Origin of the sequence: Amycolatopsis sp. NBC_00345 (assembly GCF_036116635.1) — a bacterium.
Classification (GTDB): Bacteria; Actinomycetota; Actinomycetes; order Mycobacteriales; family Pseudonocardiaceae; genus Amycolatopsis.
In genome coordinates, this window is the sequence record NZ_CP107995.1 from 9349527 (window position 1) to 9361714 (window position 12188).

Sequence of the window (12188 nt, forward strand, 5' to 3'; positions counted from 1 at the left end):
CCATGGACGTTACTTCATGCCGTGCGAGAAACCCGGGTTGAGGCTGATCACGGTGACGATGGCGAGGATCCAGGCGAGGCTGAGGGTGACGGCCCAGAACTTGAGGTTGGTCAGCAAACGAGGCATGGGAGTACTCCTGCAGTGCTACCGGGTGGAAGAAACGGGGCGGCGTCGGCGGCTAGAGCCAGCCGTTCTTCCTGAATATTCGGTACAACAGCAGGCAGATCGCGAAGATCACGCCGACCACGAGCGGGTAGCCGAACTTCCAGTGCAGCTCCGGCATGTAGTCGAAGTTCATCCCGTAGATGCCGGCGCCCATGGTCGGCACGGTGATGATCGCCGCCCACGAGGTGATCTTGCGCATGTCGGTGTTCTGCTGCAGCGAGATCTTCGCGACGGTGGCGTCGACCAGGGTGCTCAGCAGCTCGTCGAACGCCGCCACGCGCTCGGACACAGTGGCGAGGTGGTCCGCGACGTCGCGGAAGTAGGAGCGGACCTCGTCCGGCACCAGCCGGGTGTAGCCCTCGGCCAGGCGGGAGACCGGCGTGCCGAGCGGCATCACCGCGCGCCGCAGCTCCAGCACCTCCCGCTTCATCAGGTAGATCTGCTCCGCGCTCACCAGCGAGCGCGGCGCGAACACCTGGGCCTCGATCTCGTCGATGTCGGACTCGATCCGGCTGGTGACCTCCAGGTAGTGGTCGACCACATGGTCGGCGATCGCGTGCACGACGGCGGCGGGCCCCAGGCCGAGGCGCTCCGGGTCGTCGTCGAGGTCACGGCGCAGCCGGGCCAGCCCGGAGTGGTTGCCGTGCCGGACGGTGATCACGAAGTCCCGGCCGAGGAACACCATCAGCTCGCCGGTCTCGACGATCTCGTTGGCCGTGGTCGGTGACTCGTGCTCCACGTAACGCACGGTCTTCACGACCATGAACAGCGTGTCGTCGTAGCGCTCCAGCTTGGGCCGCTGGTGCGCCTCCAGCGCGTCCTCCACGGCCAGCTCGTGCAGCCCGAACGTGTCCGCGACGCCCTGGATCTGCTCGGCGTCCGGCTCGTGCAGCCCGATCCAGACGAAGCCCGCGTGGCGCTTGCGGACCTCCTTGATGGCCTCGGAGTGCGTCCATCGCCCCGGCAGGCGCTTGCCCTCCACGTACACCGCGCAGTCGACCACATAGGCCGACAGCGGAACGGGGATCGGGCGCGGGGCCGCCGCCTTGGCGCGGTTACCGCCGCGGCCTCGAAGGCCACCGAGCGAGGGAATGGCAGGCATGGGATCTCCTGGGGCTGGCGTCGTGGTGGAGCACGAAGACGACGGCCAGGCGGACTCGACGTCCGTCCGGCATCACCGGCGTTCCCGGATCGCCAGGCCTACCAGGAAGAGGAGAGGAGGCCGGCCGGCGAAGGGGGAACGCTGGGACTACTAGGGAGCGGACTATCGCCACTACTCATGGGGCGTTCCTCACCTCCTTCTGGCCGGCGCGGTCGTTAGACGCGGAGAGTGGTGGGGCTCGCGTTGACGCACGAACACCAATGGTCGAGGGTACTCCTCACCACGAATACGTGTCGCACGCGGCTCAGGCGGCGTTACTCGGACGGAGGCCCACGGGTGCAGTTCGGTCGGTACTACGAGGAGTTCGAGGTCGGCGCGGTGTACAAGCACTGGCCGGGCAAAACGGTCACGGAGTACGACGACCACCTCTTCTGTCTCCTCACGATGAACCACCACCCGCTGCACCTCGACGCCCACTACGCGGGCGAGACCACCGACTTCGGCAAGAACGTCGTGGTCGGCAACTACATCTATTCGCTGCTGCTGGGCATGTCGGTGCCCGACGTGTCCGGCAAGGCGATCGCGAACCTCGAGGTGGAGTCGCTGAAACACGTGAAGCCGACGTTCCACGGCGACACGCTCTACGGTGAGACCGAGGTGCTCGACAAGACGCCGTCGAAGTCCAAGGACGACCGTGGCGTGGTGTACGTGGAAACTCGTGGCTACAAGCAGGACGGCACGATCGTGTGCACCTTCCGCCGCAAGGTGATGGTGCCGAAGCGGTCCTATGGCGACACCCGCGGCGGCGAGCAGCCCGGCCGCCCGACGCCGCACGAGTGACACACCGGAACGAGGAGCACGGGTGGCCATCGCCCTGGAACAGATCAAGCAGACGCTGCGCACGTTCGCGGAGGTCGAGGCACGCGGCGTATCCCCGCTGTACGACCACCTCGCGACCCGGGCGGCCGAGGACGACGACGTGGCCGGCCTGCTGGCGGACGCCCGCGGCGGTGAGGCCCGCGGCACGCTGCTGATGGCCGCCGCGCACCGGCTCGTCCAGGCCGACCCGATCCACCCGCTGTCGCGGTACTACCCGTCGCTGGGCGGGTTCGACGGCGTCGACGGGGAGACCTGGCCGCTGTTCCGCTCGTTCCTGCTGGAGCGGGCGGACAAGGCGCGGGAGATCATCGCGTCGCGCTACACGCAGACCAACGAGGTGCGCCGCGCCGCGCTCGTCTACCCGGCCATCGCCGCGGCGGCGAAGGAGGCGGGCGGCAAGATCGCGCTGCTGGAGGTCGGCTGCAGTGCCGGGCTGCTGCTGGGCCTGGACCGCTTCGCCTACCGCTACCAGTGCGACGGCGGGGAACAGCTCGTCGCCGGCCCCGCGAAGGCCGCGGTCGGGCTGCACTGCAGCCTGGACCTCGCGCCGGGCGCCGTGCTGCCGAAGCTGCCGAAGAAGGTCGCCATCGGCGCCCGCGCCGGCTTGGACCGCGCCCCGGTGGACCTCGCCGACGAGGACGAGCTGGCCTGGCTGGAGGCCTGCGTCTGGGCCGACCAGCCCGACCGGATCCGGCTCCTGCGCACGGCCGCCGCGGAGCAGCGCAAGCACGCCCCGGCCCTGATCACCGGCGACGGCATCGAGGACCTGGCGTCAGCCGCCGCGTCCCTGCCGGCCGAGCTTCCGCTGGTCGTGCTGACCAGCCACGCGCTGGCCTACTTCGGCGACCGCCGCGCCGCCTTCGTCGAGGAGCTGGCGAAACTGTCCGCGGACCGCCCGGTCTGGTGGGTGACGGAGGGCTTCTACGCCGCCGCGCTCGACCTGGTCCTCCCGGACCGCCCCGACCTGTCCGCCGCGGTCCCCGGCACGGGCGAGATGTGCGTCCTCGGCTTGATCCGCTTCACCGACGGCAAGCCCGCGGCCCGCGCGCTGGCCCGCACCGCACCCCACGGCCAGCGGATGACCTGGCTGCCCGCCTGACGGTCGCGTGTCCTTAGTCCGTTAAGGCCTCCTTACCCGCGTCCGACGCGGGTAAGGAGGCCTTAACGGCGTCGAACGCGCCGAGCCCGCACACAGGGTCACATGTGTCACTTTCACCCCATCAGTCACATCCCGGACCACCGGAACCCGCTGACCTGACCCCGAGTCGCATGCGCATGAGTTGATAAGGAATACCGGCATTACCCCATTCACAGTGCTCAGCTCGTGAATAAACGCCATTAACCCGTCGCGCCGATGTCAAGTCGTTTCCGAATGCAATCACGGCGCCCCGGAAATGCGACCACCCCTACTCATGTCCGCGGCAGCGCACCCCAGTCACGCAATGTCACGAAAAGCAATTCCGCGAGTTGTCCCGAAGCGTCCATCGCGACCAGTTCGGCGGAGTCGACCCAGCGGGCGTCGTCCGCGTCGTCGCCCGCTGTGAGCGTGCCGCCGATGACGGTGCAGGAGTAGTCGTGGATGTCGTAAACGCCGCGGACGCCCGTGCCGACGAGTGTGTGCGGTCTCACGTCCAGTCCGGTCTCTTCACGCAGCTCGCGGACGACCGCGGCACTGTCCGTTTCATCCTTTTCGACACGTCCGCCGGGTATCGACCAGAGGCCCTTGTCCGGCTCGTGGCCGCGCTGGATCAGCAGGAGTCTGCCCTGGTCGTCGAACACGATGCCGCCGACGCAGCGCACGCGGGGGTCCATGCCTGCCGACAGTAGCCAGCTCACCCCTACGTCTGAAATGGTGATGCTGTACACGGAGAGTAGTCATACGGTACACTCCGGACGCCCTGCTGACCCATGCGCGGGACTTTCCTCCCGCGTGGGTGGTCGGTGCGGTACAACGTAGAAAGTCAGTTTTTTCCGGGTGCCACGTAAGAGACGGGATTGATCGCTGTGAACGCGAAGAAGCTTGCGGGTCTCGTGGGTATCGCGTTGGTGCTGTTCTTCGTGATTGCCCAGCCGGGTCAGGCCGCGGGTCTCGTCGGCAACATCGTCGACTTCCTCCGCAGCTCGGCCGAATCGGTGATCACGTTCGTCAGCAACGTCTTCCACGGCTGACGGGGGATACCCTCGAACCATGTTCGCGCCACGCGACCCCGACGAGTACCTCCTCGACACCGAGCGGCGGGTCATCCGCATCCGCCGCCATTGGGCTGTGCTCCTCTGGGACACCTTTGAAGCGGCCGCCCTGCTCGCCGTCTGTGTTCTCGTGTCGTACCTCCTGCCGCCCTCGTTGTGGGTGGTCCAGAACATCCTCTGGTACGTGGCGCTGCTGGTCGTGCTGCGGTTCGCCTACGTGGTGGTCGAGTGGTGGGTGGAACGGCTGGTCGTCACCGACAAGCGGTTCGTCATGACCACCGGCGTCTTCACCACCAAGGTGCTGATGATGCCGATCACGAAGGTCACCGACCTCACCTACGAGCGCTCGGCCTGGGGCCGCGTGCTCGGCTACGGGACGATGGTCGTCGAGTCCGCCGGCCAGATCCAGGCGCTCAACCGCATTGACTACCTGCCGCGGCCCGAGGAGTTCTACGACACGATCTCCGAGCTGGTGTTCGGCGACAAGCAGAAGCAGGCCGAGCGCTTCTCGATGATCAAGGCGCAGCGCGCCGCGCGCGGGAAGAAGCCGGTCGGCTGACCTCCTGGCGTTGTCCCAGGTACCGGCGTCGCTGTGACCCAGCGCATCGTTGATGATGGACACGATGCGCATCGACCTGCACGCCCACTCCACGGCCTCTGACGGTACCGACAGCCCAGCTGAGCTGGTCGGCGCCGCGACGCGGGCCGGTCTCGACGTGGTCGCGATCACCGACCACGACACCACCGCGGGCTGGGCGCCGGCGTCCGAAGCCGTGCCGCCCGGCCTGACCCTCGTGCCCGGCGCCGAGCTGTCCACGGTTTCCGACGAGCTGGACGTGCCGTACCCGGTCAGCGTGCACCTGCTCGCGTACCTGTTCGACCCGACGTCGCCCGCGCTCGTCGCCGAGCAGACGCGGCTGCGGGCCGAACGCCGGACGCGGCTGCGCACGATGGCCGACCGGATGGCCGCCGACGGCCTCCCGGTCGACGCCGACGAGATCATGGGCCTGCTGCCCGCCGACTCACCCGCCGGACGTCCGCACCTCGCGCAGGCGCTGGTGCGCGCCGGACTGGTCGGCAGCGTCGACGAGGCCTTCGCCGAGTACCTCGGCGGTCGCCGCGGCTACTACGTGCCGCGCCGGGACACCCCCGTGGAGGAAGCGATCGACATGATCGTGGCCGCGGGCGGCGTCACGGTGATCGCGCACCCCTTCGCGTACAGCCGCGGGGCGACGATCAGCGAGGACACCCTGCGCGGACTCGCCCGGCGCGGCCTCACCGGCGTTGAGGTCGACCACCCCAACCACACCGCGGAGACCCGCGTCCGGACCCGTGAGCTGGCCGACGAGCTCGGGCTCGTCCGCACCGGTTCGAGCGACTACCACGGCACCAACAAGACGATCGGGCTCGGCCAGGACACCACCGACCCCGGCCAGTTCGAGGAGCTGGTCTCGCGCGCCACCGGTTCTCAGATCGTGAAGGGGTGAGATGTCGATCTCGGACTTCTTCGACGCCAAGCTCTTCATCAGCGCCACCATCACGCTGGTGGTGATCATGGACCCGCCGGGCACGGTGCCGGTGTTCCTGAGCCTGGTCGGCCGCAAGCCGATGGCCACGCGGGTGAAGGCCGCGCGGCAGGCGGTGCTGGTGTCGCTGCTGGTCATCTCGCTGTTCGCGGTGGCCGGGCAGGCGATCCTGGCGTACCTCGGCATCGGCATCCCCGCGCTGCAGGGCGCCGGCGGGCTGCTGCTCCTGCTCATCGCGCTCCAGCTGCTCACCGGCAAGGGCGGCAACGAGCCGGAGGCCAGCGACGACGTCAACGTCGCCCTCGTCCCGCTCGGCACCCCGCTGCTCGCCGGCCCGGGCGCGATCGCGGCGACGATCGTGTTCGTGCGCCAGGCCGACGGCCACATCGGCGCGTACATCGCGCTGGCGCTGGCGATCATCGCCGTGCACTTCGTGCTCTACACGTGCATGCGCTTCTCGGGCGTGGTCATCCGGCTGATCAAGGAAAGCGGCATCACGCTGCTGGCGAAGATCGCCGGCCTGCTGCTCGCGGCCATCGCGGTCGAGCTGGTGGCCAACTCCGTCAAGGGCTTCATCGACGGCGCCTTCTAGGCCCGTCCGGATCCGGCTTCGGCCAGCAGCTCGCTCGCCGCGGCGTTGACCTTGGCGAGCGCCGACATGAGGTGCTTGTGCTCGGCTTCGGTCAGGCCCGCCGTCACCTTCTCCTCGATCTCCTGACGCGCCGTTTCGACGGGCTCTTGGAGCGCGCGTCCCGCGTCTGTCAGCCACAGCCGGACGAGCCGGTTGTCCTTGTCGTCGCGGCGGCGGGTGAGCAGGCCGGCGGTGGTCATGCGGGTGGCCATCTTGACGACCGTGGGCGTGGTGACGCGCAGCTTCGCCGCGATCTCGCCCGGGGTGGCGCCGTCGGTGGTCCAGAGCACGGCGAGCAGCACGTTCTGGCCTTCGTGCAGGCCGTGGCGGCGCATCGCGGTATCGGCGAGCGCGCGGATCGCCTTGTTCGTCCGGCCGTGCAGTTCGAGGAACTCAGGCACCGTGCCCTCCAGATCGATTGACGGCTAATCATTTACCGGCTAGCGTTTCTGGTGAAGTCATTAGACGGCAAACGACTTGGGGAACTCATGCTACTGGTCACCGGAGCCACCGGAAACATCGGCAGTCAACTCGTCCGCGCGCTGGTCGGTGCGGGTGCGGACGTCCGCGCGCTGACCCGCGACCCCGCCCGCGCGGCCGGCCTGCCGCCGCAGGCCGAACTCGCCGTCGGGGACCTGGGGGAGCCCTCGACACTGCCCGCCGTGTTCGCGGGGATCGAGCGGTTCTTCCTGCTGACGCCCGGGATGGTGACCGTGAACGTCGCGAACGCGGTCGCGGCGGCGCGCGAGGCCGGCGTGCGGCACGTGGTGCACCTGTCGTCGAGCAACGTGCTCGGCGACCCGATGCCGCTGATGGGCCGCTGGCACCACGAGCGCGAGGAGATGGTGCGCGCGTCCGGCATCCCGTTCACCATCCTGCGGGCGGGCGGGTTCATGTCGAACGCCTTGGAGTGGCGGGATTCCCTGCGCGAGGGGTACGTGCTGGACCCGTCCGGGCCGGGCCGGTACGCGCCGATCGACACGGCGGACATCGCGGCGGTCGCGGCGGTGGTGCTGACCTCGGACGGGCACGAAGGCGCGGAGTACGTGCTGGACGGCGGTGAGCTGACGACGTGCGCGGAGCAGGTGAAGACCCTTGGCGACGTGCTCGGCCGGGAGATCGAGGTCCGGCAGGCGGCCTCGCCCGAGGAGGTCGTGCGGGCACGGTTCGCGGCGGGGGCGCCGAAGGTGCTCGCCGACGCCCTCGTGGAGGCTTACACGCGAGCGCGCGCGGACGTCACCGGTTCGCGATCGGACGACGCCGCTCGTCTGCTGGGCCGCCCGGCGGCGACGTTCCGGGACTGGTGCGAGCGCAACGCCGGCTTGTTCTGAGGGCCGCCCCCGCGCCGGAAAGTGTCGGTGGTGGTGCGTAGCGTGGGCACCGGCTCCAGGAGAGGGGGGTGGCGTGAAGGAACAGATGGGGTTCGACTTCGGGGTCGAGCAGCCGCAGCGGCTCACCAAGGTGTCGCCGGCGCGGCTGAGCACGTTCGAGGACTGCCCGCGCCGATACCGCCTGAACTACCTGCAGCGGCCGACGCCGCAGCGCACCGGGCCGTGGGCCCACAGCACTCTGGGCGCGGTGGTGCACAACGCTTTGCGCGCGCTGTTCGACCTGCCGGTCGCGAAGCGCACGGCGCAGCGGGCCATGGCGCTCGTGGCCGAGTACTGGAAGGACGCGGGTTTCGCCGATGCCGAGCAGGCCGCGCGGTACCGGGCGCGGGCCAAGGGCTGGGTCGCGGAGTACGTGGAGGACCACGACGTCAGCGAGGACCCGATCGGGCTCGAGCGCTGGGTGTCGGCGCCGGTGAGTCCGGCGGGCGGGCCGCCGACCCTGATCATCGAAGGCCGGGCCGACCGTATCGACCAGCGTGGCGGTGAGCTGGTGATCGTCGACTACAAAACGGGGCGGCGGGAGCCGGACGAGTACGAGGCCCGGGCGTCGCAGGCGTTGGCGATGTACGCGGTGGCGTCGTCGCGGACGTTGCGGATGCCGTGCACGAAGGTCGAGCTGCACCACCTGCCGACGGGCACGGTCGCCGCGGCCGAGCACACGCCGGAAAGCCTGCGGCGGCATCTGGAACGCGCCGAGGAGACCGCCGGGGACCTCCGCCTCGCGACGGATACCCTGGACGCGGGCGGCGACGGCGACGTCCTTTTCCCCGCCCGCCCCGAGCGCCGCTGCTCCTGGTGCGACTTCCGCCCGAGCTGCGCCGAGGGCCGCCAGGCGGCGCCGGGCCTGCAGCCATGGGAGCTGCTCGCCCCGTAAGGCCGCCCGAGACGACGATTGGACCGACGAGAACGTGGCGTCACCCGAGACTGAGAACCTGGCGACCGTTCCCCTGCCCGCCGGCGATCGCCCTCACCCGGATACTTCCGCGCCCGGGGACGGGCCGACTGCTGAGCTGCCCACTGGGGCTGGTACCGGCTCCGGCGCCGGCGCTGGCTCTGGTGGGAGGCCGGGGGCGGCCGGGCGTGCGGGTGGTTCTGGTGGCGGTGGTGGCCAGGCGGCTGGGCTTGCGGGTGGCGGTGGTGGCCAGGCGGCTGGGCTTGCGGGTGGCGATGGTGGCCACGCGGCCGGGCGTGCGGGTGGTTCTGGCGGTGGCCAGGCACCCGGGGATGGTGCGGCTGGCCGTTCCGCGGCAGTTGGTGGCAGCAGCCACCTGTCTGGGGATGGTGCGGCTGGCCGTTCCGCGGCGGTGGTTGGTGGCAACGGCCAGGCTCCGGTGGCTGGCCGTTCCGCGGTCGTAGCTGGTGGCAGTGGCGACGTGTCCGCGGGCGGAGCGGCTGCGAGTTCTGCGGCCGCGGTCGACAGCGCGGCCGCGACGGTGCAGCTGTCGACCGGTGGTGCCGCGGGTCCTGCGGTCGAAGGTGCGCCGGGCCGGGCAGAGATCGGGACCGGGGCCGGAGTCGAAGCGGGGCCCGAGGTCGGCGGCCGGGTGGCGAAGGAGCCGGGCCGGTGGTGGCGTGGGCTCACCGGGTCGGTCGCGGCGGGGCTGGCTGTGCTGGCGGTCGGGGTGCTGGGCGTGGCCGTGGTGTGCCTGGTGACCGGTGCGCCGGGGCCGGGACTGTTCCTGCTGATCGGCCATCCCGTTGCGGCGGTGGCGGCATTGCTGGTGCAGCGCGTCGCCGATCGGCGGAACGGGGCGGTGGCCGGGGTGGCCGGTGTCGGCGTTCTGGTGATCACCTTGGTGGCGTTGACGTTGTTCTGGTGGGCCTGACCGGGCACGTAAAGCAGTTGGCCCGGCTCCCGCCGTTCGGTGAAACTGGTGGGGTGTTCTCCGACGCTGACGCCGCCGAGTTGTACGACGCGCTGAATCCCTGGGACGGCAGCCGCTTTCCGGCGGACGCGTTTTACGACGGGCTGGTGACGGCCGCCGGGTCCGTGCTTGATGTCGGGTGCGGGACCGGGGCCATGCTGCACCGGGCGCGCGAGCGGGGGCATCGGGGGCGGCTCGTCGGGATCGATCCGGATCTTGCCGCGCTGGAGCGGGCGCGGCGGCGGACCGACGTCGAATGGATCGCCGGCACAGCCGCGGAAATCGGGCTGCGGCAGGAGTTCGAGCTCGCCACCATGGTCAGCCACGCGTTCCAGTGCCTCATCGGCGACGACGAACTCCGTCGCTCGCTCGCGGCCGTTCGCGGGGCGTTGGCGGACGGCGGGTGCTTCGCGTTCGAGACCCGCCACCCGCAGGCAAAGGCTTGGCAGGACTGGAATCCCGCCGACGTCACCGAAATCGCGGGGCTGCGGATGTGGCATGAGGTCGAGTCCGTCGAGGACGGTGTCGTCACGTTCGCCGAGACCACTGCCCAGCCGGACGGCACCGTGCTGCGTGTCGACCGCGGCGCCTTGCGGTTCCTGGACGTCGCGCGGCTGAACGCGTTCCTCACCGAAGCCGGGTTCGAGGTCGCCGAGCAGTACGGCGACTGGCAGCGCGGCCCGCTGACCGGTGCCAGCCGGGAGATCGTGACCATCGCCCGGCGCGTCGGCTGAATCCCGGCGGCCGGGCAAGCAGCGGCCGAGCTACTTCAGCGCCGCCAGGATGGGGCCGCGTTGTTCCAGCAGTACCGGGCCCAGCGCGGTCAGCCGGACGACCCCGCCGTAGCCGCTGCGGTCGACGCCGACGGTGCGGACCGTCGAGCCGTCCGCCTCGTTCAGCACGGCCAGACCGCCCTTGATCGGGACGACCAGTTGCCGCGCGAAGGTGATGCCCGGGCCGAGGGTGCCGTCGAGGGTCCAGCGGGGCGTGAGGTCGTCGCGCGAGAGGGCGACGGTCTTGGTGCCGGTGAACCAGTAGATGCCGCTGTCGGTGCGCGAGGTCTGCTCGACGCCGCCCGGCGGGTCGCCCGCGAGGTCGCTCGCCGGCAGGTCCATCGGGTACGCGGACTTCTCAGTGCCGTCCGGGCCGTAGATGACCAGCAGTTTCTGGTCCGGCAGCAGCACTGCCGTCAGATCGCCCGACATCGCGATCACTCGCGCGCGAGAGCCGGCCAGCACCGAGCTGAACACCACGGGCGGCTCGTCCTCGTGCTCGCCCGTCGCCTTGTAGACGGTGAGACGGTCGTGCGGGTCGCCGGGGCAGCGCTCGATCACGCCGACCTTCTCCGCCGCCGCGGCCACCGTGCCGTACGTGCAGCCGGTGCGCGGCTGCTTGTTCGGGTTCACGATCGCCGGGACCTTGCCGTACTCCATGCTCTTCACCAGGTCGTCGCGCCAGGTGTCGAGCAGTTGCTTGCCGGTGGTGGTCACATGGCTGCCGTCGCTGACGAGCTGGGTGCCGAGTTCGGCGTCGCCGTTGCGCTGGGCGGTGATGTGCCCGGTCGACGGGCTCAGCTGCGTGACCTCACTGCAGCCCTGCGACTTGTGGTAGACGGCGTTCACCCGCCCCCACGCAGTGTCCACAGTGCACAGTTGCAGGTTCTCACGTGTGTAGTGCCAACGGATCCGGCCGGTGAGCGGGTCGCGGCCGGCGACCTCGCCGCCATCGGCGGTGACCACGTTGCCGCCCTCGCCGATCGGCACGGGCGTGGCGGCGCTCGGCGCCTGCCACAGCTGGGCCATCGACCCCGGCACCGCGGCGGGTGCGGGCGGCAGGGCCGGCGGCGGTTCGGCGATCGCGCGGCTGGTGTGCAGGTTGTCGCTGTTGACGGCCACGATCAGCGCGACCACCACCACGACCACCGCGATCAGGGCCGCGATCACGCGATCCCGGCCCCGGTTCCACGGCGACTTCCGCGCCTTCACCGGCGGCGCGTTGTCGCGGCCCGACGCGACGTCGTGCCGCGACGGGATCAGGACGTCTTCATCGCCGTACGCCGGCGGCTCGGAGTTGTGCCGCTCCGTGCTGTACACGGCAGGCTCACCGTCGCGCGGCTCGTCGCTGTACGCGGGCGGCTCAGCGTCGCCCTGCTCGGCCTCGTACGCGGCCGCCCCAGCGTCGCCCGGCTCAGCGTCGCGCTGCTCGTCGCTGTACGCGGCTGGCTCAGCTTCGTACCGCTCCGCGGAGACAACGCCCGAAGGCTGTTCTTCGCCGAAGCGCCCGGCGCCGAGTTCCTCAGCGCCGGGCGATCCGGTGTCCTGCTGGCCGTCGGCGGGAGTGCCCGCTACGTCCGATCCGGGCTGTTCCGGTGCGTTGTGCTCCGCACCGTCCCCGTGGTCGCTCACGTACCTTGCTCCCGCCGTCGGCTCCGCTTGTTCC

General features: G+C 70.4%; 15 protein-coding genes. 11 read left to right on the forward strand and 4 right to left on the reverse strand.

Annotation, left to right across the window (positions count from 1 at the left end; translation table 11 throughout):
- Positions 1 to 178 precede the first annotated feature (178 nt).
- Complete coding sequence (gene corA / locus OG943_RS42720) at positions 179 to 1267, reverse strand: magnesium/cobalt transporter CorA (protein ID WP_328606565.1); 1089 nt, start codon at positions 1265 to 1267, stop codon at positions 179 to 181.
- Between the two features lie 336 nt (positions 1268 to 1603).
- On the opposite strand from corA, the gene OG943_RS42725 reads away from it, so the two are divergent.
- Positions 1604 to 2107 (forward strand): MaoC family dehydratase, encoded by a 504-nt coding sequence (locus OG943_RS42725; RefSeq protein ID WP_091626159.1) that lies wholly within the window; start codon positions 1604 to 1606, stop codon positions 2105 to 2107.
- A 28-nt stretch (positions 2108 to 2135) separates the two neighbouring features.
- Positions 2136 to 3245 carry a DUF2332 domain-containing protein gene (locus tag OG943_RS42730; RefSeq protein ID WP_442874841.1) on the forward strand — a complete coding sequence of 370 codons (1110 nt, stop codon included), beginning with the start codon at positions 2136 to 2138 and terminating at the stop codon, positions 3243 to 3245.
- A gap of 311 nt (positions 3246 to 3556) precedes the next feature.
- Here the strand turns inward: OG943_RS42730 and OG943_RS42735 are convergent, their stop codons facing one another.
- Entirely contained in the window at positions 3557 to 3958 is a 402-nt protein-coding gene (locus OG943_RS42735) for an NUDIX hydrolase (RefSeq protein WP_328612320.1), read from the reverse strand.
- A gap of 192 nt (positions 3959 to 4150) precedes the next feature.
- Between OG943_RS42735 and OG943_RS42740 the strand changes: the two genes are divergently transcribed.
- From OG943_RS42740 to OG943_RS42755, 4 genes are all read left to right on the forward strand, one after another.
- Positions 4151 to 4315, forward strand: coding sequence for a hypothetical protein (locus OG943_RS42740; protein WP_328606567.1), 165 nt, complete (start codon positions 4151 to 4153; stop codon positions 4313 to 4315).
- 19 nt (positions 4316 to 4334) lie between these two features.
- Positions 4335 to 4895, forward strand: coding sequence for a PH domain-containing protein (locus tag OG943_RS42745; RefSeq protein ID WP_091626150.1), 561 nt, complete (start codon positions 4335 to 4337; stop codon positions 4893 to 4895).
- Positions 4896 to 4959: 64 nt separating this feature from the next.
- Positions 4960 to 5823 (forward strand): PHP domain-containing protein, encoded by an 864-nt coding sequence (locus OG943_RS42750; protein ID WP_442874648.1) that lies wholly within the window; start codon positions 4960 to 4962, stop codon positions 5821 to 5823.
- Between the two features lies 1 nt (position 5824).
- Complete coding sequence (locus OG943_RS42755) at positions 5825 to 6454, forward strand: MarC family protein (protein ID WP_328606568.1); 630 nt, start codon at positions 5825 to 5827, stop codon at positions 6452 to 6454.
- Here the strand turns inward: OG943_RS42755 and OG943_RS42760 are convergent.
- The gene (locus tag OG943_RS42760; RefSeq protein WP_328606569.1) at positions 6451 to 6894 is read right to left on the reverse strand and encodes a MarR family winged helix-turn-helix transcriptional regulator; all 444 of its coding nucleotides are present in this window, start codon (positions 6892 to 6894) and stop codon (positions 6451 to 6453) included. The genes OG943_RS42755 and OG943_RS42760 overlap by 4 nt on opposite strands.
- Positions 6895 to 6981: 87 nt before the next feature.
- Here OG943_RS42760 and OG943_RS42765 point away from each other — a divergent pair, with 87 nt between their 5' ends.
- The 5 genes from OG943_RS42765 to OG943_RS42785 all read left to right on the forward strand — a co-directional run bounded on the left by OG943_RS42765 (position 6982) and on the right by OG943_RS42785 (position 10483).
- Positions 6982 to 7824, forward strand: coding sequence for an NAD(P)H-binding protein (locus OG943_RS42765; protein ID WP_328606570.1), 843 nt, complete (start codon positions 6982 to 6984; stop codon positions 7822 to 7824).
- An 85-nt stretch (positions 7825 to 7909) separates the two neighbouring features.
- Positions 7910 to 8758 (forward strand): RecB family exonuclease, encoded by an 849-nt coding sequence (locus OG943_RS42770; protein WP_328612322.1) that lies wholly within the window; start codon positions 7910 to 7912, stop codon positions 8756 to 8758.
- A gap of 206 nt (positions 8759 to 8964) precedes the next feature.
- A complete protein-coding gene (locus tag OG943_RS42775) occupies positions 8965 to 9240 on the forward strand; it encodes a hypothetical protein (RefSeq protein ID WP_328606571.1) in 276 nt (91 codons plus the stop codon).
- Positions 9241 to 9257: 17 nt separating this feature from the next.
- On the forward strand, positions 9258 to 9710 hold the full coding sequence (locus tag OG943_RS42780) for a hypothetical protein (protein WP_328606572.1): 453 nt from the start codon (positions 9258 to 9260) through the stop codon (positions 9708 to 9710).
- 53 nt (positions 9711 to 9763) lie between these two features.
- Positions 9764 to 10483 carry a class I SAM-dependent methyltransferase gene (locus OG943_RS42785; protein ID WP_328606573.1) on the forward strand — a complete coding sequence of 240 codons (720 nt, stop codon included), beginning with the start codon at positions 9764 to 9766 and terminating at the stop codon, positions 10481 to 10483.
- Positions 10484 to 10513: 30 nt separating this feature from the next.
- On the opposite strand, the gene OG943_RS42790 is transcribed toward OG943_RS42785, so the two are convergent.
- Positions 10514 to 12154: an Rv3212 family protein gene (locus OG943_RS42790; RefSeq protein ID WP_442874649.1), complete on the reverse strand. Its 1641-nt coding sequence runs from the start codon at positions 12152 to 12154 to the stop codon at positions 10514 to 10516.
- Positions 12155 to 12188 lie beyond the last annotated feature (34 nt).

Bases quoted from the DNA above. Each gene is read 5' to 3' on its own strand.
- corA (WP_328606565.1), bottom strand. From the start codon at position 1,267: ATGCCTGCCATTCCCTCGCTCGGTGGCCTTCGAGGCCGCGGCGGTAAC.
- OG943_RS42735 (WP_328612320.1), bottom strand. From the start codon at position 3,958: ATGGACCCCCGCGTGCGCTGCGTCGGCGGCATCGTGTTCGACGACCAG.
- OG943_RS42745 (WP_091626150.1), top strand. From the start codon at position 4,335: ATGTTCGCGCCACGCGACCCCGACGAGTACCTCCTCGACACCGAGCGG.
- OG943_RS42750 (WP_442874648.1), top strand. From the start codon at position 4,960: ATGCGCATCGACCTGCACGCCCACTCCACGGCCTCTGACGGTACCGAC.
- OG943_RS42755 (WP_328606568.1), top strand. From the start codon at position 5,825: ATGTCGATCTCGGACTTCTTCGACGCCAAGCTCTTCATCAGCGCCACC.
- OG943_RS42765 (WP_328606570.1), top strand. From the start codon at position 6,982: ATGCTACTGGTCACCGGAGCCACCGGAAACATCGGCAGTCAACTCGTC.
- OG943_RS42770 (WP_328612322.1), top strand. From the start codon at position 7,910: ATGGGGTTCGACTTCGGGGTCGAGCAGCCGCAGCGGCTCACCAAGGTG.